Source organism: Ensifer meliloti, assembly GCF_030064585.1.
Taxonomy (GTDB): Bacteria; Pseudomonadota; Alphaproteobacteria; order Rhizobiales; family Rhizobiaceae; genus Sinorhizobium; species Sinorhizobium meliloti.
Window position 1 is genome coordinate 2,708,665 of record NZ_CP120365.1, and the last position, 20,168, is coordinate 2,728,832.

The 20,168-nt window shown below is 62.9% G+C and carries 19 protein-coding genes; 10 read left to right on the top strand and 9 right to left on the bottom strand.

What is annotated here, in order from left to right:
- Positions 1 to 720 (bottom strand): ribonuclease PH, encoded by a 720-nt coding sequence (gene rph, locus PZL22_RS19945; protein ID WP_003527732.1) that lies wholly within the window; start codon positions 718 to 720, stop codon positions 1 to 3.
- Between the two features lie 257 nt (positions 721 to 977).
- Between rph and hrcA the strand changes: the two genes are divergently transcribed.
- Positions 978 to 2,057, top strand: a complete 1,080-nt coding sequence (hrcA, locus tag PZL22_RS19950) for a heat-inducible transcriptional repressor HrcA (protein ID WP_003527730.1) — start codon at positions 978 to 980, stop codon at positions 2,055 to 2,057.
- Positions 2,058 to 2,215: 158 nt separating this feature from the next.
- A complete protein-coding gene (grpE, locus tag PZL22_RS19955) occupies positions 2,216 to 2,842 on the top strand; it encodes a nucleotide exchange factor GrpE (RefSeq protein ID WP_003527728.1) in 627 nt (208 codons plus the stop codon).
- Between the two features lie 338 nt (positions 2,843 to 3,180).
- Here the strand turns inward: grpE and ptsN are convergent, their stop codons facing one another.
- The 6 genes from ptsN to lptC form a co-directional block, all read right to left on the bottom strand.
- Positions 3,181 to 3,645, bottom strand: coding sequence for a PTS IIA-like nitrogen regulatory protein PtsN (gene ptsN, locus PZL22_RS19960; protein ID WP_003527726.1), 465 nt, complete (start codon positions 3,643 to 3,645; stop codon positions 3,181 to 3,183).
- A gap of 174 nt (positions 3,646 to 3,819) precedes the next feature.
- The gene (gene hpf, locus PZL22_RS19965) at positions 3,820 to 4,392 is read right to left on the bottom strand and encodes a ribosome hibernation-promoting factor, HPF/YfiA family (protein WP_003527725.1); all 573 of its coding nucleotides are present in this window, start codon (positions 4,390 to 4,392) and stop codon (positions 3,820 to 3,822) included.
- A gap of 279 nt (positions 4,393 to 4,671) precedes the next feature.
- Positions 4,672 to 6,216, bottom strand: a complete 1,545-nt coding sequence (rpoN, locus tag PZL22_RS19970) for an RNA polymerase factor sigma-54 (protein ID WP_003527723.1) — start codon at positions 6,214 to 6,216, stop codon at positions 4,672 to 4,674.
- 175 nt (positions 6,217 to 6,391) lie between these two features.
- Positions 6,392 to 7,198: an LPS export ABC transporter ATP-binding protein gene (gene lptB, locus PZL22_RS19975; protein ID WP_371070287.1), complete on the bottom strand. Its 807-nt coding sequence runs from the start codon at positions 7,196 to 7,198 to the stop codon at positions 6,392 to 6,394.
- 19 nt (positions 7,199 to 7,217) lie between these two features.
- A complete protein-coding gene (locus tag PZL22_RS19980) occupies positions 7,218 to 7,778 on the bottom strand; it encodes an LptA/OstA family protein (RefSeq protein WP_003527719.1) in 561 nt (186 codons plus the stop codon).
- A 31-nt stretch (positions 7,779 to 7,809) separates the two neighbouring features.
- A complete protein-coding gene (gene lptC / locus PZL22_RS19985) occupies positions 7,810 to 8,478 on the bottom strand; it encodes an LPS export ABC transporter periplasmic protein LptC (RefSeq protein ID WP_003527716.1) in 669 nt (222 codons plus the stop codon).
- Between the two features lie 339 nt (positions 8,479 to 8,817).
- Between lptC and sppA the strand changes: the two genes are divergently transcribed.
- The 3 genes from sppA to PZL22_RS20000 all read left to right on the top strand — a co-directional run bounded on the left by sppA (position 8,818) and on the right by PZL22_RS20000 (position 10,716).
- Positions 8,818 to 9,777 carry a signal peptide peptidase SppA gene (gene sppA / locus PZL22_RS19990; protein ID WP_010968542.1) on the top strand — a complete coding sequence of 320 codons (960 nt, stop codon included), beginning with the start codon at positions 8,818 to 8,820 and terminating at the stop codon, positions 9,775 to 9,777.
- Between the two features lie 103 nt (positions 9,778 to 9,880).
- Positions 9,881 to 10,192 (top strand): integration host factor subunit beta, encoded by a 312-nt coding sequence (locus PZL22_RS19995; protein WP_003527713.1) that lies wholly within the window; start codon positions 9,881 to 9,883, stop codon positions 10,190 to 10,192.
- Between the two features lie 179 nt (positions 10,193 to 10,371).
- The gene (locus PZL22_RS20000) at positions 10,372 to 10,716 is read left to right on the top strand and encodes a DUF1049 domain-containing protein (protein WP_003527712.1); all 345 of its coding nucleotides are present in this window, start codon (positions 10,372 to 10,374) and stop codon (positions 10,714 to 10,716) included.
- Between the two features lie 27 nt (positions 10,717 to 10,743).
- Here PZL22_RS20000 and PZL22_RS20005 read toward each other — a convergent pair whose 3' ends face one another.
- The gene (locus PZL22_RS20005; RefSeq protein ID WP_003527711.1) at positions 10,744 to 11,202 is read right to left on the bottom strand and encodes an SRPBCC family protein; all 459 of its coding nucleotides are present in this window, start codon (positions 11,200 to 11,202) and stop codon (positions 10,744 to 10,746) included.
- Between the two features lie 172 nt (positions 11,203 to 11,374).
- On the opposite strand from PZL22_RS20005, the gene PZL22_RS20010 reads away from it, so the two are divergent.
- From PZL22_RS20010 to olsB, 5 genes are all read left to right on the top strand, one after another.
- On the top strand, positions 11,375 to 12,541 hold the full coding sequence (locus PZL22_RS20010) for a class I SAM-dependent methyltransferase (RefSeq protein WP_003527710.1): 1,167 nt from the start codon (positions 11,375 to 11,377) through the stop codon (positions 12,539 to 12,541).
- Positions 12,538 to 13,404: a TrmH family RNA methyltransferase gene (locus tag PZL22_RS20015; RefSeq protein ID WP_003527709.1), complete on the top strand. Its 867-nt coding sequence runs from the start codon at positions 12,538 to 12,540 to the stop codon at positions 13,402 to 13,404. The genes PZL22_RS20010 and PZL22_RS20015 overlap by 4 nt, the downstream gene beginning before the upstream one ends.
- Entirely contained in the window at positions 13,401 to 13,901 is a 501-nt protein-coding gene (gene lspA / locus PZL22_RS20020; protein ID WP_003527708.1) for a signal peptidase II, read from the top strand. The genes PZL22_RS20015 and lspA overlap by 4 nt, the downstream gene beginning before the upstream one ends.
- A 317-nt stretch (positions 13,902 to 14,218) precedes the next feature.
- A complete protein-coding gene (locus PZL22_RS20025) occupies positions 14,219 to 16,498 on the top strand; it encodes a PAS domain-containing hybrid sensor histidine kinase/response regulator (protein WP_033048510.1) in 2,280 nt (759 codons plus the stop codon).
- A gap of 118 nt (positions 16,499 to 16,616) precedes the next feature.
- Positions 16,617 to 17,507, top strand: a complete 891-nt coding sequence (gene olsB / locus PZL22_RS20030) for a l-ornithine N(alpha)-acyltransferase (protein ID WP_003527699.1) — start codon at positions 16,617 to 16,619, stop codon at positions 17,505 to 17,507.
- Positions 17,508 to 17,786: 279 nt separating this feature from the next.
- On the opposite strand, the gene PZL22_RS20035 is transcribed toward olsB, so the two are convergent.
- Positions 17,787 to 20,072: an NADP-dependent malic enzyme gene (locus PZL22_RS20035; protein ID WP_010968547.1), complete on the bottom strand. Its 2,286-nt coding sequence runs from the start codon at positions 20,070 to 20,072 to the stop codon at positions 17,787 to 17,789.
- Positions 20,073 to 20,168: the final 96 nt, after the last annotated feature.

Below are 20,168 nucleotides of genomic sequence, written 5' to 3' on the forward strand. Positions count from 1 at the left end.
CTAGCCTGCTATCGCCTGCTTCTGCATTTCGACGAGTTCGGCAATGCCGTTCTTGGCGAGCAGCATCAGGCTTGCGAATTCTTCTTCGCTGAAGGGCTTGCCTTCCGCCGTTCCCTGGATCTCGACCAGGCCGCCGCTGCCCGTCATCACGAAATTGGCATCCGTCTCCGCAGCCGAGTCTTCCAGATAATCGAGGTCGATAACCGGCTGATTGGCGAAGATGCCGCAGGAAATGGCGGCCACATGATCTTTCAAGACCTTCTCCAGCTTGACCATGTTGCGCGCTTCCATCCACTTCAAACAGTCGTGGAGGGCGATCCAGGCGCCGGTGATCGACGCGGTGCGCGTGCCGCCGTCGGCCTGAATCACGTCGCAGTCGATCGAGATCTGACGTTCGCCGAGCGCCGGAAGATCGACGACGGCTCTGAGCGACCGCCCGATCAGCCTCTGGATCTCCTGCGTGCGGCCGCTCTGCTTGCCGGTCGCCGCCTCGCGCCTCATGCGCTCGCCGGTCGCCCGCGGCAGCATGCCATATTCCGCGGTGATCCAGCCTTTGCCGCCGTTGCGCAGCCAAGCCGGAACTTTTTCCTCCAGGCTCGCGGTGCACAGAACATGCGTGTCGCCGAAGCGTACCAGGCAGGATCCTTCCGCATGCTTGGAGAAACTGCGCTCGAACGAGACCTTGCGCATTTGGTCGGTTTTTCTACCGGATGGCCGCATCGTCAACTCCTGTCGATCCCGACTGCATGCTTCCTTGGGTCCTGTTCGGTTCAAGGACAAGAACATGCAGAATTCAAAGTGCTCCAGCGGCCTTTGCGCGTCTGAAGACGCGCGGCGCTTTCGTGAGCCTTCTAGATCATGGCGTAGGCAAAGGGAACCGCTTGATGTCGAAGCTTCGCAGTGATTTTTCCCTTTTGCCATTCCCCGCGCGGATCACTATATTCTTTCCGGACACAGAATACTGATCACGGAGTGACATGGTACTGCGCAACCCTGGAACGAAGGGGATCGCATCGGCGCTGGACGAGCGCTCCGGCGAGATCTTCCGCCGCATTGTCGAGAGCTATCTGGAAAGCGGGGAGCCGCTGGGCTCGCGCAATCTCTCGCGGCTGTTGCCGGTGTCGCTGTCGCCGGCCTCGGTTCGCAACGTGATGAGCGATCTCGAGGATCTGGGCCTGATCTATTCCCCCCATGTCAGCGCCGGCCGGCTTCCGACGCAGCTGGGCCTGCGCTTCTTCGTGGACGCCTTCATGCAGGTGGGCAATCTCTCGCCGGAGGAACGCGCCTCGATCGAAAGGCAGGTTCACCCGGGAAATCGGGACAGGTCGGTCGAAAACCTTCTTACCGAGGCGAGCCAGATGCTGTCCGGCATGTCGCGCGGCGCAGGTCTCGTAATCACCACCAAGAGCGATCCCGTCCTCAAGCATGTCGAGTTTATCCGGCTGGCGCCGACCAAGGCGCTGGCGGTGCTCGTCGGCGAGCACGATCAGGTGGAGAACCGCATCATCGAGCTGCCCGCCGGGATCACCAGCGCCCAGCTCACCGAAGCGGCGAACTTCGTCAACGCTCACCTTGCCGGTCAGACGATTCCCGAATTGCGGACGCAACTGGAAAAGGTCAAGGAGACGGTGCGCGGCGAGCTCGACGCGCTCTCGCAGGACCTGGTCGAGCGTGGGCTGGCGATCTGGTCCGGAAGCGAGGGCGACGGCCAGCCGGCGCGGCTGATCGTCAGGGGCCGCGCCAATCTGCTCGAAGGATTGGAAGGGACGGACGACATCGAGCGGCTGCGTATGCTCTTCGATGACCTCGAAAAGAAGGACAGCCTGATCGAGATCCTCAACCTCGCCGAGAGCGGCCCGGGCGTGCGCATCTTCATCGGTTCCGAAAACAAGCTGTTTTCGCTTTCCGGTTCCTCGCTGATCGTCGCTCCCTACCGCGACAGCGACGACCGCATCGTCGGCGCGGTCGGTGTAATCGGGCCGACCCGGCTCAACTATTCCCGCATCGTTCCCATGGTCGATTACACCGCCCAGCTCATGTCGCGGCTGTCGCGCTGAGCGAATCCTTTTGATCGATGAAGCAATCGACCCTTGATTTTTTGGGCCCAAACATCGATATCGGGCTTCAAATCCAGGCAACAGTACGTTCAAGCAAAGCGACTTCCGCTGGTTTGATGATGCCGAACACAGCAAAAGACAGAAATTCGGAGAACGTCATGACCGACGAAACGAACAAGAACGGACCCGAGGCCGCGGCGCCTGAAGAATTCGAAACAGCCGCTGAGCCGCAAGCCGCGGAAAAGCCGGAGGCGGATGCTTCCACGACCGCGCCGGATCCGCTTGAGCTTGCCAGGGCCGAGAGTGCGGAACTGCGCGACAAATATCTTCGCCTTGCTGCGGAGATGGACAATCTGCGCCGGCGCACCGAACGTGATGTCAAGGACGCGAAGTCCTATTCCGTCGCGGGCTTCGCGCGCGACATGCTGGCGGTCTCCGATAACCTGCGCCGCGCGCTGGATGCGATTCCGGCCGACGCCAGGGAGGCGGGCGATGCCGGCCTGAAAGCACTCATCGAGGGCGTGGAAATGACCGAGCGGTCGATGCTTGCGGCGCTCGAGCGTCACGGCGTGAAGCAGTTGGACCCCACCGGCCAGAAGTTCGATCCGAATTTCCACCAGGCCATGTTCGAGGTCCCGAACACCGAGGTTCCGAACAACACGGTCGTCCAGGTGGTCCAGGCGGGATACACGATCGGCGAGCGCGTCCTGCGCCCGGCGATGGTCGGCGTTGCCAAGGGCGGCCCGAAAGCAGCCACCTCTGAAAGCGAGACGCCTGCTGCTTAGAGCGGGATGAGGAAAGGTGTGTGCGGTTTTCCGCCCGCATCCCGCGTCTCAACTTCTTGGAATCGATCACGTTCATGTTTTTACAGCGCCGCGCGTCTTATCAGACGCGCAAAGGTCGCTGTAACACTTTGATCTGCTGCATGTTTTTGTCCTTTAATCGGATACGATTAAAGGAAACATGCAGTAGGTCGACCCGACCTAGAAACATCGTGATCTGACGGCGCATGAATGCGATTTGCGAAGGGCCGCGCACTCTGCAAGGTGCGCGGCCCTTCGGCGTTGTTCGAATTGCCGCATGCTCTTCCAACCGGCTCCGGTAGGCGGCAGGCAGAAGATATTCAGGCAGCGTGCGAGGTCGTGTCGTCGCTAAGCAGCGTGTAGATCGCGCTTGCCGAGTCGCTCGCTCGGATACGCGACACCATGTCATGGTCGCGCAGCACGCGCGCGATGCGCGAGAGCGCCTTCAGGTGGTCGGCGCCGGCACCTTCCGGTGCAAGCAGCAGAAAGACGAGGTCGACCGGCTGGTCGTCCAATGCCTCGAAATCGACCGGCGCATCGAGCCGCGCAAAGATGCCGACGATCGACGGAAGATTGCTGAGCTTGCCGTGCGGGATGGCGATGCCGTTGCCCACACCGGTCGAGCCGAGTCGTTCTCGCTGCAGGATGACGTCGAAAATCTCCCGCTCCGGCAGACCGGTGAGCTTCGATGCTTTTGCCGCCAATTCCTGAAGGAGTTGCTTCTTCGAGTTGGCCCTCATGGCCGGGATGATCGCATTTTGATGCAGCAAGCCTGCCAATGCCATTCTTTTATCCTCGTTCGCCGGTTAGAGCCTGGCAATCTCATCACAAATGCGCCGTGATGGCTCTACCCATCTTTGTCTTGGCGGTTCGAATGCACAGAAAAGTCGAGCCTTTCCGCCGTCCCGCTGATCGGAAAGACGGGGGACGCCAGTCCGGCTGGCTTCCCCCATCCCCACTCATGCCTTGATATTGGCGGCGTCGATCCAGCCAATATTCCCATCGTTGCGCCGATAGACGATGTTCAGGTCATCCTTGCCGGGGCTGCGGAACATCAGCACCGGTTCATCCGTCATGTCCAAGGCCATAACGGCGTTGGCGACGGACATTGTTCTCAACTGTTTCGTAGTTTCGGCAACGATCGTCGGTGCATAATCGTCGGGAACTTCCTCGTCCTCGAAGGGCACCGAGTCCATCACTCGATAGGCCACCTCGGTGGAATTCTGCCCGTTGCCGTTGTGATGGTCCTTGAGCTTGCGTTTGTAGCGCCGGAGCCGCTTCTCGATGCGCTCCGAAGCCGCGTCGAAGGCTGACTGTGGTTCGTTCGCCTGGCCGTTTGCCTGCAATACCACGCCCGTATCGAGATGAAGCTTGCAGTCGGCGCTGAATCGCGACCCTGACTTTTCCACAGTGACCTGGCTCGAATATCCTCCGTCGAAATATTTGGTTACGGCCTGCTCGATCTGCTCGCCGATGCGGACGCGAAACGAATCGCCGATTTCCATATGTTTACCGGATACACGCACACTCATGGAGTTTCCTCTCTTGTTCGTGAATTGCGTGCCCAGTCTATTCCAAGCGCTCCCGTCATCCAAGCACTTCAGCGACCGGAGTCCTGAAACGACCGAAATCGTGAGCGCGCGCTGCCTCGCGGAGTTCTATCTCAGGCAAGCGCGGCGGCCTCATATCCGCTGTACCGCGGAGAGTCAATTGCGCGTCGTGGAATTAAACGTTCATCAGGCCCCGGCGGTTCCGCCGGCCAGAGCCCAAAGCGCAACCCGGCTTACGCGCTTGCGGCCTGCCGGCAGCGCTCAGAATCCCGCGGCCTTGGCCAGCGCCCGCTTCTCGCGGCGGCGCTGGACGGAGGAGGGGATGCTCATCGCCTCGCGATATTTTGCGACGGTGCGTCTGGCGATATCGACGCCGGCCTGCTTGAGGACGTCGACGATGTCGTCGTCCGAGAGCACGGCATCGGCGCTTTCCTGATTGATCATCGTGCGGATGCGATGGCGCACGGACTCGGCCGAATGTGCATCGCCGTTTTCCGCCGAGCCGATCGAGACCGTGAAGAAATATTTCAATTCGAAGAGCCCGCGCGGGGTCAGCATGTATTTGTTGGAGGTGACCCGGCTCACCGTCGACTCGTGCATCTTGATCGCGTCCGCGACGATCCTGAGGTTCAGCGGGCGCAGGTGGCCGACGCCGTGGATGAGGAAGGCGTCCTGCTGCCGGACGATTTCGCTCGCCACCTTCATGATCGTCCTGGCGCGCTGATCGAGGCTGCGCGTCAGCCAGTTGGCATTCTGCAGGCACTCGTTGAGGAAGGCCTGTTCGCCGCTGTTCTTCCGGCTGGAGCGCGATATTTCTGTGAAATAGTCGTGGTTGACGAGAACCCGGGGCAGGGCATCCGGATTGAGCTCGACAAGCCAGCCGCCATCGGGTGCGGCGCGCACGACGACGTCGGGAATGATGGCCTCGAACACACCGGTTTCGAAGCTGGTGCCCGGTTTCGGATCGAGCTTGCGGATCTCGGCGAGCATATCGATCAGGTCTTCCTCGTCGACGCCGCAGATCTTCTTGAGGCTTGCGAAATCGCGCCGTGCCAGGAGCTCGAGATTGGCCACGAGCGCTTCCATCGCCGGGTCGAGACGATTGCGGGCGCGCAGCTGAATGGCAAGACATTCGCCAAGCGTGCGCGCGAAGACGCCCGGCGGATCGAACTGCTGAAGCACGTGCAGCACGCGCGCCACGTCCTCGCCTGCCGCGCCCAGCGTCTCCGCGGTCTCGGCGAGGTCGGCGTGCAGGTAGCCGGCATCATCGAGCTGGTCGATGAAATACCGGGCGATCAGCCGATCGGAGACAGCGCTGAGTGCGAAGGGCAGCTGCTCGGCGAGCGCCTCCCTCAATGTCTTGCGGCTGGCCACGAAATCGTCGAGATCGTATCCCTCTGCGTCGCCGGCACCCGGCATGGATTTCCATTGGCCGAGAAGCTCTGGCGCATCCGCCCGCTGCGGCGCCGTATCGTCCGGGAAGACGTTGGCGAAGTCGGCGTCAAGGCCCTCGCTGAGCCTCTCGCCGGATCTCGACATGGCGCTGTCGTAAAGGTCGCTCTGACCTGCCGCCTCGTCGGTTTCGCCGCCGGTCTCCGCCGGATGCGGACCGGCATCCTCGCGATCCGATATCGTTGGCTCATCGGCCGGCTGGACCTCCAGCAGCGGGTTCTTCTCGACTTCCTGCGCGATGAAATGGCTGAGCTCCAGATGGTTCATCTGAAGCAGCTGGATCGACTGCATCAGCTGCGGCGTCATGACCAGCGACTGCGACTGTCTCAGATGAAGGCTGGCGGACAAGGCCATGCTGGCGTGAAACTCCCGTCGAGTTCTCCGAGCCGTGTCCGCTTGGACGGGCCCATTTTCTTAGTTGGCCCAAAAATTGCTTATTACTGGAATTTGGTCAAGCGTGGACGGCGGCGGAGGTGCCGATTCAGCCGGCGGTCGTCCGTTCTGCCGGAATGCACGTCGCCGGCAGGCATCAGAGGCTGAAATTGTCGCCGAGATAGAGCCTGCGCACGTCCGGATTGGTGACGATGTCGTTGGCGCGGCCATGCGTCAGCACTTCGCCGGCATGGATGATATAGGCCCGATCGATCAGCCCCAGCGTCTCGCGCACATTGTGGTCGGTGATGAGGACGCCGATGCCGCGCGAAGTGAGGTGGCGCACGAGCGCCTGGATATCGGCGACGGAGATCGGGTCGACGCCCGCAAAGGGTTCGTCGAGCAGCATGAAGGTCGGGTCGGTCGCAAGCGCACGGGCGATTTCGAGGCGCCGACGTTCGCCGCCCGAAAGCGCAATGGCCGGCGATTTGCGCAGGTGGGTGATCGAAAATTCACCAAGCAGATCGTTGAGCTTGCTCTCGCGGCGGTCGACGTTCTCGTCGTGAACCTCCAGCACCGCACGGATGTTATCCTCGACCGTCAGCCCGCGAAAGATCGAGGCCTCCTGCGGCAGGTAGCCGACGCCCAGGCGCGCCCGGCGATACATGGGCATCGTCGTGACGTCGTTGCCGTTGATCTCGATCGAGCCCTCGTCCACCGGCACCAGGCCGGTGATCATATAGAAACAGGTCGTCTTGCCTGCGCCGTTCGGGCCAAGCAGGCCGACAGCCTCACCACGGCGCACGACGAGCGAGACACCGTTGACGACGCGGCGCGAGCGGTAGGACTTCGTCAGGCCCCGGGCAATCAGCGTGCCGTCGTAGCGCGCCTTGTCGACCGCGCGGGCAGCTGCCGCTGCCGCCGACGGCTTTTTGCCCCGTTTGCGTTTGTGGAGGAAAGGAATCTGCACGAGCGGGTCTATGTCAGTTCGTCTTGCGGGACTGCGGATCGAGTTGGATCTGTACGCGGCCGCCGCAGGCGTCGAGCTGCGCTTCGCCGGTGTCCATCTGGACGTTCAACTGGCAGCCCACGAAGACGTTCTTGCCTTCCGACAGCACGACCTTCTTGCCCTTGAGCACGATCGTCTGGTTGGTCAGGTTGACGATGCCGCTTTCGCCCGTCGCCTGCTGCGCACCGGAGCTGAGGAACACCTTGTTGCTGACCTCGATCCGATCGATATCGGCGTTGCCGCTGGTGACCGAGCCGCCGCCCGCCTTGTAGAAGACGGTCATGTTGCCGGCCTGCAGCGTCGTCGTACCCTGGACGACCTTCACATTGCCGGTGAAGATTGCCTTGCTCTCCGGATCCTTGATCTCCAGCTTGTCGCTCTCGATCTGGATCGGCTGGTCGTTCGAAAGCTGAAGGCCCTGCATGCGACTGGAGGTTGCCTGCGCGAGGGCGGCGGAAGCAATCAGCGAAGCGCCGAGCCCGGCCACGGCCAGAGCGGCTGAAATCCTAAAGAGAGCGGCAGGTTTGACCGACATGGCTGCAGGGGATCCTGTTCTTGGGGTCCTGTTATTTGGCGTTTTTGCGAATGGCGCTGGGTTCGATATTGACCCTTACCATGCCTTCGAATGTTACGACACGTCCCTTATCTGTCATTCGCAGCTTCTGCGCAATGATCGATCCGCCCTTCATGCTGATGGCAATCGGGTGTTTCGTCTCCATTTCGCCGGCATTGATATCCAGATAGGCAGACTGGAAGTCGGCATTGACCCCATTATTCATGGAAATCGTGAACGGTGCGTTCATGTCGAGCGTATTCGCGCCTCGGTCGTAAATGCCGCTCGTCGCATCGACGGTGGCGATCAGCGTATCGTTGACCGGCATCTCGGCGTGAATGGTCTCGAGCGTGATCAGGTTCGGATTGGCGATATCCTGAAGCGCCCGCTGGGCCTTCATCGAATAGCTGATATCCTGCTTGTTGCGGCCGGAGATCGCGGGGTTCTGCATGACGATCTTGCCGTTCTCGATCGTCGCCGTCTCGAGCTGCAGCTCTTCGGGCAGGAAAGCGCGCACGAAGGAAACGGCGACGAAGATCAGCGCAACCGCGCCGGCGATGAGCGGCAGCATGACTTTCAGGCGCCTTACGCGCGCCGAATGCCGCGCCGCCGAAGCATAGGCATCGGCAGAGCTCGTACCCACATCGGCAAAGATTGCGGGGGATCGGGCTTCGTTCAGCATCAAGAGCCTGTCAGTTTCGTCTGACCTCGGGCATCCGAGGGACACATATACATACATCGGCGTAAGCCACGGCGAATATGGTTATCTTGCCGCCGCCCGGCAATGGAGCGGCGCAAACTTTGCGTTGTAAGACAATCCGGCCGCAATATTCCATTCCGCCGGGCATGCTCTACTCCATGCCGCGTCAAACCCCAAGGGGTTTCATGCAGCAACTCGCGTCGGCCCGGCGCCTATTCCCGTGCGCCGCGTTGCAGACTACCCTAGCTTGCCGCGGCTGAGGCAGATAGCATGTTCCGTGGGAAACTGACAGAACCCCCTTACCAAAAATCGGAGACACCCATGGACGAACTCGCCATTGCCGACCGCCGCAGCCTGCGCAGAAAGCTGAGCTTCTGGCGTTGGGCGGCGGTGGCCGTCCTCGTCGCCGGCGGCCTCGCGCTGTTTGCCTTCTCGGGCTGGGGCGACGTAACGGAGCGTGCGCGCGATCACGTCGCGCGCGTCGCCGTCACAGGCCTTATTCAGGACGACCGGGAGCTGGTGGAGCGGCTGGAGCGGATCGCCGACAACCAGTCCGTCAAGGCGCTGATCGTGACGATCTCGTCACCGGGCGGCACCACCTATGGCGGCGAAGTCATCTACAAGGCCATCCGCAAGGTTGCCGAGAAGAAGCCGGTGGTCTCGGATGTGCGCACGCTTGCCGCGTCGGCCGGCTATCTGATCGCCCTTGCCGGCGATCGGATCGTTGCCGGGGAGACCTCGATCACCGGCTCCATCGGTGTCATTTTCCAATATCCGCAGGTCAAGACACTCATGGACAAGCTCGGCGTGTCGCTCGAATCGATAAAATCGAGGCCTCTCAAAGCCGAACCGTCGCCGTTTCATCCTCCGAGCGACGAGGCGAGAGCAATGATTCAGGCAATGATCGACGACAGCTACGGATGGTTCGTCGATCTGGTGGCCGAGCGGCGCAAACTGCCGCGGCCGGAAGCGCTCGCCCTTGCGGATGGTCGGATCTTCACCGGGCGGCAGGCGCTGGAAGGCAAACTCGTCGACGAGCTCGGCGGCGACGATGAAATCAGGGCGTTCCTGGCCGAACGGAAGGTCTCGAAGGACCTTCCCGTCCTCGACTGGGAAGCACCGAGCGGCACGCTGTCCTTCGGCCTCGGATCGCTCCTGGCCGAATCGGTCAAGGCGTTGGGATATGAGGCTTTTCCGACGATGAAGAGCCTCGAAAAGACCGGCCTGGACAAGTTGTTTCTTGACGGTCTTGTTTCGGTTTGGCAGGTTGAAGGGCAATGAGGAAAGCACGTGTGCTAGCCGCGTCACGAGGCCGTAGCTCCAGGCGAGCCTTCCCGAATGCACAAACGCAGACAAAACAAGCAAAAAAACCGAGGGGGCGAACGTGATCAAGTCAGAGCTGGTGCAGATTGTGGCGGCGCGCAATCCGCATCTCTATCACCGCGATGTCGAGAATATCGTCAATGCGGTACTCGATGAGATCACGGACGCGCTTGCTGCCGGCAACCGGGTGGAGCTGCGCGGTTTCGGCGCATTCTCGGTCAAGAACCGGCCATCACGGTCAGGCCGCAACCCACGCACCGGCGATTCCGTCTTCGTCGAAGAAAAGTGGGTGCCCTTCTTCAAGACCGGCAAGGAACTGCGTGAGCGGCTCAATCCGGGCATGAACGACAACAATAACGGCGAAGACGACTGACGAACGAGGCGCACAGGAATCGGCGCCTCTCGCGCGGGCGCCGAGATCCGCCGTCGTGCGGCTCTCCGCTTCGAAACAGGGCGGCCCGCTTTATGTCATTATTCCTATGCATGTCGTTGTCGCGAAGCCGCCCCAGATTCCCGGGCGACATGCATTAACATTCTGGTCGGAGCGGGTGCATGCTCAAGAAACTCATCAATATCGTCGTCTTCGTGCCGCTCGGAGTCCTGCTGATCGTCCTGAGCGTAGCCAACCGGCAGACGGCAACCCTTGCGTTGAACCCGTTCAATCCCGCCGACAGTGTGCTTTCGATCTCGGCTCCGTTTTTCGTATTTCTCTTTCTCGCCGTCATTATCGGTCTCGTGCTCGGCGCCGCCGTGACCTGGTTCACCCAGGGAAAATATCGGCGTCGGGCGCGCAACGAGGCCAACGAGGCGCTGAAATGGCATCGCGAGGCAGAAAAGCAGCGCGGCCAGGCGGAGAAACTGGCGACGCAAGCGAGCCTGCCTGCGCCGCAAGGCTGAGATCGCTGCTGAACGCGTTGCGAGACCTCAGCTCGCCGCCTCGGCCTCGCCGCTGACGGCCAGGTTGAAATCCGCGAAGAATTGCTGGGCGAGCTTGCGCGCCGTCGAATCGACGAGGCGCGAGCCGAGCTGGGCAAGCTTGCCGCCGATCTCCGCCTTGACGTCGTAGCGCAGCACGGTTTCCGCGCCCTCGTCCAGTAGCGTGACGTCGGCGCCGCCCTTGGCAAAGCCTGCTATTCCGCCCTTGCCCTCGCCGGATATGGTGTAGCTCGCGGGGGGATTGAGGTTCGACAGAACGACCGTGCCGTTGAAGGATGCGGAAACGGGGCCGATCTTGATCTTGACCACGGCCGCAAGCTCGGTCGGCGATATCAATTCAAGAGACTGGCAGCCGGGAATGCATCGCTTCAGAATGTCCGCATCGTTCAGGCCACGCCAAACCGCGTCGCGGTCAGCCGCGATACGTTCCTCTCCGCTCATATTCATGCCGGTCCTCCCGTCCACTCTTGCCGGCGATCTTCGCAATCGGAAACGGCTTTGCCAAGAGCACCGGCGATGCTATTTGCAGGCTGAACATGCTACGGACGTGGCGAAGGCGCGGGAAAACCGGTCGAGAGTGGCTGCGCCGAATGGTTGAACGAAGTCCAAGGATCAGCGCGTGAAGGAAAAAGAGCGGCGATCGAAGAACGCATCGGTGACGGCGGCTAAAAGCCGGGGCGCCGAGGCGCGCGGCGGCCGCCACGAGCAAGGGCTGCCGCCGGCAAAGGGCGCCAGACCCGGGACGAAGACCGGGAAGACCGGGCCCAAGGCAGCGGCAGGAGGGCCGCCGCCGAAAGCGGCGCCGCGGAAGAGCGAGCGTCCGTCCGTCCAGGAGAGTGCTCCGACGCGGCGCATCGAGCCGAGAAGCGGCGAGAAGCCGGCCGAGAGGGTGCCGCTGATCCTCGAGACCGCCGCTACTGCCGGTTATCACCTGGTCGACAGCGGTGATGGGGAGAAGCTCGAACAATACGGTCCCTATCGCATCGTTCGCCCCGAGGCCCAGGCGCTTTGGCCGAAGGCCCTGCCGGCATGGATATGGGAGCGGGCCGATGCCGTCTTTACCGGCGATACCGAAGAGGACGGCATGGGCCGTTGGCGTTTCCCGGGCGAGGTGCTCGGCGAGACCTGGCCGATGCAGCTCCTCGATACGGATTTCCTTGGCCGGTTCACCTCCTTCCGCCATGTCGGCGTCTTTCCCGAACAGCTCGCCCACTGGTCGTGGATGCGCGACCAGGTGGCCGCAGCCGGACGGCCTCTGAAGGTACTCAATCTCTTCGGCTATACCGGCGTCGCGTCGCTGATCGCCGCCAAGGCGGGCGCCGAGGTCACCCATGTCGATGCCTCGAAAAAGGCGATCGGCTGGGCGCGCGAGAACCAGGTCCTGGCGCGCGCCGAGAAATTGCCGATCCGCTGGATCTGCGACGACGCCATGAAGTTCATCCAACGCGAGGAGCGGCGCGGCAGCCGTTACGACATCATCCTCACCGACCCGCCGAAGTTCGGCCGCGGTCCGAACGGCGAAGTATGGCAATTGTTCGATCACCTGGCAGCGATGCTGGACATCTGCCGCGAGATCCTGTCGCCGGACGCCCGGGGCCTCGTGCTCACCGCCTATTCGATCCGGGCGAGCTTCTATTCGATCCACGAGCTCATGCGCGAGACCATGCGCGGGCGCGGCGGCCGGGTGGAATCGGGCGAGCTCATCATCCGCGAGGGCGGCCTCGACGGCACTGCACCGGGCCGCGCACTCTCCACCTCCCTTTTCAGCCGCTGGGTACCGAAATGATCAACGACAGAAGCGACCACGGCACGGGCACGGCACGCGTCGGGCAGGTGAAGGAGGTCACCAGCCTCACCAATCCGATCGTCAAGGATATCCGGGCGCTGACGCAGAAGAAGCATCGCGACGAGACGCGCTCCTTCATGGCCGAGGGGCTGAAGCTCGTCATCGACGCGCTCGATCTCGGCTGGAAGATCAAGACGCTCGTCTATGCCAAGGCGGCGAAGGGCAAGCCTCAGGTCGAGCAGGTGGCGGCGAAAACGGTCGCCAGAGGCGGGCTCGTCCTCGAAGTCAACGAAAAGGTGATCTCCACCATCACACGGCGCGACAATCCGCAGATGGTCGTCGGCATCTTCGAGCAGCGCTACTCACCGCTCAGGGATATTCATCCGCAGGAGGGCGAGACCTATGTGGCGCTCGACCGCGTGCGCGACCCGGGCAATCTCGGCACCATCATCCGCACCGCCGACGCGGCCGGCGCTTCCGGGATCATCCTGGTCGGCGAAACCACCGATCCCTTTTCGCTCGAGACCGTGCGGGCAACCATGGGTTCCGTTTTCGCCATACCGATCGCGCGGGCGAATACGGAGGACTTCATCCGCTGGCAGAGAGCGGCCGGCGTTCAGGTGGTCGCGACCCATCTGGCGGGTTCCGTCGACTATCGCACGATCGACTACAAATCGAAGCCGGTCGTGCTTCTGATGGGCAATGAACAGGCGGGCCTGCCGGTGGAACTCGCGCGCGAGGCCGGCGCACTCGCCCGCATTCCGCAGGCGGGGCGTGCCGATTCGCTCAATCTCGCCATCGCGACCGGCATCATGCTGTTCGAGGCGCGGCGCCATCTCCTGTCTCTGGATGGCGGCCGATGAGGCAGGAGCAGACACTTTTCTCGCGGCCGCTCCCGATCGCGCTCTTCATTCTGGTCGCGCTCGCCGCCGACCAGTTCATCAAATATCTGGTGGAGGCGTATCTGCCCTTCCAGCAGGGGGTGCCGGTCATGCCGATGCTCGCCCTCTACCGAACCTACAATTACGGCGTTGCCTTCTCGATGCTCTCGGGCATGGAGGGGTGGTTCATCGTCGGCATCCGGCTGGCGGTCGTCACCTTCGTGCTCTGGCTGTGGCGCCGCACGCCGAAGGACCGTTTCTTCGCTCATCTGGGCTATGCGATGATCATTGCCGGGGCGCTCGGCAATCTCGTCGACCGGCTGCTCTTCGGCTACGTCATCGACTATATCCTGTTCTACACGGCCACCTGGTCCTTTGCCGTCTTCAATCTCGCGGACAGTTTCATCACCGTCGGCGCCGGCGCGATCATTCTCGATGAACTGCTGCAGGCGAAAAAGGAGCGTTCGCTAAAACTTTAGGCGTCGGCTGAAGGCATTCGGAAGGCTTGCCGTGCTAGGACCTGTGGACACTTATGGATAGGGGTTTGATTTTGCACAAATCGGTCAATGCCAAGGATTTTTCCGCAGCAAAGGGTTGCCCCCTTTGCAAGGGAAAAGCCGCCGGCAGTGGGCGATTTGTGCAAAACCCTTCGGACGGCCCATATTGCGGTGCCTTGTCGCGAAAAATCCGGCTTGCAGGCGGACGGCCTGCGGCGCCGGATTTTCCACGAAAGTCCCTCGCAATATGGGCCGTCAAACCCCTATCCATAAGTGTCCACAGGTCCTAGGCCGCGGGCATGAGCGAGCGGATGTTTCGAGAGCGTATGAGGGCTGGCGCGGGCACGGGGTCGGGGGTCGGCAGGACCGCATCAGCGGCGCCCGCGGTGAAGCTCGGTGCCGCCGTCATCCGGCAGCGGCGGCCGTTGGGCGACCCTTCGGCAGGGGGCGCGCGCGTCGCCTATGCTCTCGCCGGCATCGTTGCGGCAATGCTGCTCCTTGCCGTCGGTGCGGGCGCGGGTCTGCACCTGCTGCCGGCGATCATCGCGGCTGGGGGCCTGGCCGGCGCCTTCCTGCTATTGTCCGGCCGCGACGAGGCGTCCGGGAAGCGGGTTGCCGGCGCCGGCGAGACTGCGCAGGACCCCGCACGGCATGGCATTGAAACCGCGGCGCTCCTTGCGACGATCCATGACGCCATGGGCGACCTCGCCATCGTCCGCGACCTTGACGGCAAGATCATGCAGGCCAATGGCGCCTTCCATGAGCTTTGCGGATGCGCGGACGCGCGGGGGCTGACCTGCGCGGAGCTGGGATTGCGCTTCGAGCCGAAGACGGGCCCAGACCGCTACTTTGTCCATATCTATACGCCCTCGGGCACGCGGCTCTACGATTGGCACGACGTGCTTGTCCGCGACCCGGCGCGCGGCCGACCGATGCGCCACAGCATCGCTCGCGATGTTACGGAGGAAATGCTGGCGGCAAGCCAGAGGGAGGAGGCGCGGCGCCGCGCCGAGGAGACGAGCCGGGCGAAGTCCCGTCTGCTCGCCACCGTCAGTCACGAAATCCGTACCCCGCTTTCCGGCATCCTCGGCATGAGCCGGCTCCTTGCCGAGACGCGGTTGTCGGAAGAGCAAAAGAACTATCTCGCCGGCATGCAGCAGTCCGGCCACACCCTGGTTCAATTGGTCGAGGATCTGATCGATTTTTCGTCGCTTGCCGTCGGACGGTTCCAGCTGCGCCCGTCGCAGGAGGATCTGCGCCAGACAGTCGAGAACGTGGTCGAGATGCTGTCGCCCCGCGCACACGAGAAGAACATCGAGATCGGTGCGACGGTCGCCATCGAGGTACCCGAGCGGATGCTTTTCGACGCGGCGCGCCTGCGCCAGGTGCTGTTCAACGTGGTCGGCAACGCGGTGAAATTCACGGAGAAGGGCGGCGTCTTCGTCTCCGTCGATATCGAGAACGGCTCCGTGCGCATCCGGATCGACGATAGCGGTCCCGGCATGTCCGCCGATGAGCTCGCGCGCGTTTTCGAAGAGTTCGAGCAGGCAGGCGACGACGCCCAGCGTGCCAAAGGCACCGGCCTCGGCCTCGCGATATCCCGGCGGATCATGGAGGCCTTCGGCGGCAGCCTGACCGCCACGAGCATGTCCGGCAAGGGAAGCCGGTTCGAGATCCGGTTCCCGATGGCTGGCGCCGGTCTCTCGGGCGTTCCCGTCCGGCGCGGCATTCTGGCGGGCGCACAGGTGCTTGTCATGGCGCCCGAGGGGCCCTCCTCGGCCGCGCTTGCCGCCACGATCGAGACGCTGGGCGGTACGTGCCATCGGGCTTCGACACTTGCCGTCGCGGGACGGGTCGTCGCCGGCGCGCTCGGCAATCGGCTGCCGCTGACGGATGTCATCGTCGATCACCGCCATGCGGCGCAGTTTCGCGAGCTTCTTGCTCTCGAGCCGGCGATCGCCGGCCTGCGTTTGCGCAGAACCTATCTCATCAGCCCCGAGGAGCGCACAAGCCATCCGGTGAGCCGGCTCGGCGGCTATGAGGCCTGGCTGATCCGCCCTCTTCGCGAGAGATCGCTGGTCGAGGTGCTGCTCGGGCGGCTCAGAGGAATGGAGAAACGCGACGCGATCAACGACAACAGACCGGTGCTGCGGGAAGAGCCGACAGCGACGGTGATGACGGCGGATGTTCGCGGCATCCTGCTTGCCGAGGACGACCCTGTGAATGCACTCGTCCTGCGGTCGCTTCTCAGCCGTGCCGGGCGTGCCGTCGATCATGTCGGTGACTTCAAGGCGCTCGAAGCCGCACTCCGCTCGGCCGGTTCCGCCCCGCCGCCGCTGATCGTCACCGACCTCAACATGCCGGGCGGCGATGGTCTCGACGTGCTCCGGCGTCTACGTGAAGCGGAGGCGGCCGGAGGCAGGCGGCGGGTGCCGGTGCTCGTCCTGACCGCGGATGCGCGCGGCGATCTCGATGAGCGCCTTCGAGCCGCGGGAGCGGACGCCGTGCTGGCGAAGCCCGCCGACCCGCAGCGGCTCCTTGCCGAAGTCACCCGCCTCATGGACCCCGTTGCAAAATAGAATCCCACGCTTCGGGGCACCGGGCCGGGGTCGGGGTTGTATACTGCCCTGGTGTCACTATGTTGTTGCAGAAACGTGGTCTAAGCCCGGCAGCAATGACGGTTCGGGATGACACGATATGACGATCGAACTTCTGGATTCGATGGGCGTGGTTGACACCTCCAATGCTTACATCCGCAAGGCAGTTGCGGCTCCGGCGAGCGATGTTCTCGGACGGATCGCCAATCTCGAGACCCGCCTTGCCCGATCGGCAGCCGAAATCGATGCCGCGCAGGCGGTGCGCTACAGGGTGTTCGTCGAGGAGATGAAGGCGCAGGTGGCCCCCGAAGCCGGCCGACGCAAGCGCGACGTCGACAGCTGGGATGCGATCTGCGACCACCTGCTGGTGCTCGATACCTCGATCGAGGGCGATGCGGAGGAGCAGATCGTCGGAACCTACCGCCTGCTGCGCCAGGACGTTGCCGAGCGGACCGGCGGCTTCTACTCGGCTTCGGAGTTTGCAATAGGCGAACTTCTCTCGCGTCATCCCGGCAAGCGCTTCATGGAACTCGGACGTTCCTGCGTGTTGCCGGAATATCGCACCAAGCGCACGGTGGAGCTGCTGTGGCAGGGCAATTGGGCCTATGCGCTGAAGCACGGGATCGATGCGATGTTCGGCTGCGGTTCGTTTCCGGGCGTGGTTCCCGAAGAGCACGCGCTCGCGCTCTCCTTCCTGCATCATAACGTCCGGGTCCGGGACGAGTGGGCGGTTTCCGCCCGGCCGGAGCTTTACCGGACGATGGACCTGATGCCTCCGGAGGCGATCAACCCGAAGAAGGCGCTCGCGGCGCTGCCGCCGCTGATCAAGGGCTATATGCGGCTCGGTGCAATGGTCGGCGACGGGGCTGTGGTCGATCAAGCGTTCCGCACCACCGACGTGCTGATCGTCCTGCCGATCGGCAAAATTTCCGGCCGTTATCTGAACTATTACGGCGCCGATGCGGGGCGCTTTTCCTCGCCGGTGTCCTGATTGTCTATCGCTGCACCTCGAATTTTCATGACGGAAGCATATTGAACCATAAAGGAGAACATTCGCCGCTCTGCCTGCGAGGGTAGGCTCCGCGAGCAAATCTCGAATTTTCATCACGAACGAAATTGGTCAGCCATGATAGATTGAGCCCGCCTCCGTTCCCGGGAAGCGGGCTCTTGTTTTATGAGCGCTCGCGCGATCTTGAGGCTTGCTTCAATCGTCTGGCGACGCGGCAACAGACGAGGTGCCGGCAGTTTTCCGGCTTTCCGCCGACCCGCGTCACGTCCCCGCGTTATAGGCCGCGATGGCGGCCAGGTTGACGAGGTCGGAGTCCTTTGCCGACATCGAGGCGATCTGGACCGACTTGTCGAGGCCGACCAGCAGCGGGCCGATCACGGTCGAGCCGCCCAGCTCCTGGAGCATCTTCGTCGAGATCGACGCCGAGTGGAAAGCCGGCATGACGAGCACGTTCGCGGTGCCGGAAAGCCTGCAGAACGGATATTGCTCCATCACCCGGGCATTGAGTGCCACGTCGGCGGCCATTTCGCCGTCATACTCGAAATCCACACGGCGCCGGTCGAGGATCTTTACCGCCTCGCGTACCCGCTCCGAGCGTTCGCCGGAAGGGTGGCCGAAGGTCGAATAGGCGAGCATCGCCACCCGCGGCACGTAGCCCAGCCGCTTGGCGAGGCCGGCCGCTTCCTCGGCGATATCCGCCAGCTCCTCGGAGGTCGGCATGTCGTGCACAGCGGTATCGGCGACGAGCACCGTACGGCCGCGGCAGAGCGCAATGGACACGCCGATCACCCGGTGGCCGGGCTTTGGATCGATGCAGCGGCGCACGTCTTCGAGCGCGGTCGAATAGTTGCGCGTAAGGCCCGTCACCATGCCGTCGGCATCGCCGAGCGCCACCATCGAGGCGGCGAAATGGTTGCGGTCGGTATTGATCAGACGCTGAACGTCGCGGAAGAGATAGCCCTTTCGCTGCAGGCGCGAATAGAGGAAATCGGTATAGGCGCCGACGCGCTTCGACAGGCGCGCATTGACGATCTGGATGCCGGCGCGGTCGAGGTCGATGCCTTCGCGCTCGGCGGTTTCGCGCATCACTTCCTCGCGCCCGAGCAGGAGCGCCGTGCCGAGCTGCTGGTTGGCATAGGCGATCGCCGAACGCATCATCTGCACTTCCTCGCCTTCCGCGAAGACGATCCGCTTCGGCTGGCGGCGAACGCGCTCGACGATGCGCTGCAGCGTCGAGGCGATCGGGTCGCGCCGCGCCGAAAGCTGCTGCCCATAGGCCTTGAGGTCCTCGATCGGCTTGCGGGCGACGCCGGTCTCCATAGCTGCCTTTGCGACGGCCATCGGGATCGCCGAGATGAGGCGCGGATCGAAGGGGACGGGAATGATATATTGCGGCCCGAAGCGCGGCCGGTTGCCCTGATAGGCAGCGGCGACGTCGTCCGGAACGTCTTCCTTGGCGAGATTGGCGAGCGCTTCCGCCGCGGCGATCTTCATCGCGTCGTTGATGGTCGAGGCGCGCACGTCGAGCGCTCCGCGGAAGATATAGGGAAAGCCGAGAACGTTGTTGACCTGGTTCGGATAGTCCGAGCGGCCGGTCGCGACGATCGCGTCGTCGCGGATCAGGGCCACTTCTTCGGGCGTGATTTCCGGATCGGGATTGGCCATGGCGAAGATGATCGGCCGTGCGCCCATGGAGCGGACCATGTCCGCGGAAAGTGCGCCCTTCGCCGAAAGGCCGAAGAACACGTCGGCGCCGTCAAGTGCCTCGGCGAGCGTCCTGCGGTCGGTCTCGACCGCATGCGCCGACTTCCACTGGTTCATGCCGTCGGTACGGCCCTTGTAGATGACCCCCTTGGTATCGCAGAGGATGATGTTTTCCGGGTTGAAGCCCATCGCCTTGATGAGCTCGATGCAGGCGATCGCCGCCGCGCCCGCGCCGTTGCAGACGAGCTTGGCCGTCTTGAAGTCGCGGCCGGTCAGGGTCAGCGCGTTGACGAGGCCTGCCGCGGCGATGATCGCGGTGCCGTGCTGGTCGTCATGGAAGACGGGAATGTCCATGACTTCGCGCAGCCGCTGCTCGATGATGAAGCAGTCCGGGGCCTTGATGTCCTCGAGATTGATTCCGCCGAAGGAAGGGCCGAGAAAGCGGACGCAGTTGACGAATTCGTCGACGTTTTCGGTATCCACCTCGAGGTCGATCGAATCGACGTCGGCGAAGCGCTTGAAGAGGACGGCCTTGCCCTCCATGACGGGCTTCGAGGCGAGTGCGCCTAGATTGCCGAGGCCGAGGATTGCCGTACCGTTGGAAATCACCGCAACCATGTTGCCGCGCGCCGTGTAGTCGTACGCCGTTGCCGGATCGTCGGCGATCGCCTTCACCGGAACGGCGACGCCGGGCGAATAGGCGAGCGAAAGGTCGCGCTGCGTCGCCATCGGCTTGGTCGGCGAGATTTCCAGTTTTCCGGGGCGACCTTGAGAATGAAAATCGAGCGCTTCCTGCGCCGTGACGCTGGTCATTGCGCGGTCGGTCTTGTCGATACCCGGCATGTTTCCTCAACCTCCTGTGGGCGACCCTCCTGGTCAGCCTCTTTGTTGTTGTCGTCTATAAATGCTTGCGGATAGTGTGACATCTCTTTTTTTGGA

Excerpts from the sequence above, each read along its gene's own strand:
- rph (WP_003527732.1), bottom strand. The coding sequence starts at position 720 with ATGCGGCCATCCGGTAGAAAAACCGACCAAATGCGCAAGGTCTCGTTC.
- hrcA (WP_003527730.1), top strand. The coding sequence starts at position 978 with ATGGTACTGCGCAACCCTGGAACGAAGGGGATCGCATCGGCGCTGGAC.
- grpE (WP_003527728.1), top strand. The coding sequence starts at position 2,216 with ATGACCGACGAAACGAACAAGAACGGACCCGAGGCCGCGGCGCCTGAA.
- ptsN (WP_003527726.1), bottom strand. The coding sequence starts at position 3,645 with ATGGCATTGGCAGGCTTGCTGCATCAAAATGCGATCATCCCGGCCATG.
- hpf (WP_003527725.1), bottom strand. The coding sequence starts at position 4,392 with ATGAGTGTGCGTGTATCCGGTAAACATATGGAAATCGGCGATTCGTTT.
- rpoN (WP_003527723.1), bottom strand. The coding sequence starts at position 6,216 with ATGGCCTTGTCCGCCAGCCTTCATCTGAGACAGTCGCAGTCGCTGGTC.
- PZL22_RS19980 (WP_003527719.1), bottom strand. The coding sequence starts at position 7,778 with ATGTCGGTCAAACCTGCCGCTCTCTTTAGGATTTCAGCCGCTCTGGCC.
- lptC (WP_003527716.1), bottom strand. The coding sequence starts at position 8,478 with ATGCTGAACGAAGCCCGATCCCCCGCAATCTTTGCCGATGTGGGTACG.
- sppA (WP_010968542.1), top strand. The coding sequence starts at position 8,818 with ATGGACGAACTCGCCATTGCCGACCGCCGCAGCCTGCGCAGAAAGCTG.
- PZL22_RS20000 (WP_003527712.1), top strand. The coding sequence starts at position 10,372 with ATGCTCAAGAAACTCATCAATATCGTCGTCTTCGTGCCGCTCGGAGTC.
- PZL22_RS20005 (WP_003527711.1), bottom strand. The coding sequence starts at position 11,202 with ATGAATATGAGCGGAGAGGAACGTATCGCGGCTGACCGCGACGCGGTT.
- PZL22_RS20015 (WP_003527709.1), top strand. The coding sequence starts at position 12,538 with ATGATCAACGACAGAAGCGACCACGGCACGGGCACGGCACGCGTCGGG.
- lspA (WP_003527708.1), top strand. The coding sequence starts at position 13,401 with ATGAGGCAGGAGCAGACACTTTTCTCGCGGCCGCTCCCGATCGCGCTC.
- PZL22_RS20025 (WP_033048510.1), top strand. The coding sequence starts at position 14,219 with ATGAGCGAGCGGATGTTTCGAGAGCGTATGAGGGCTGGCGCGGGCACG.
- olsB (WP_003527699.1), top strand. The coding sequence starts at position 16,617 with ATGACGATCGAACTTCTGGATTCGATGGGCGTGGTTGACACCTCCAAT.
- PZL22_RS20035 (WP_010968547.1), bottom strand. The coding sequence starts at position 20,072 with ATGCCGGGTATCGACAAGACCGACCGCGCAATGACCAGCGTCACGGCG.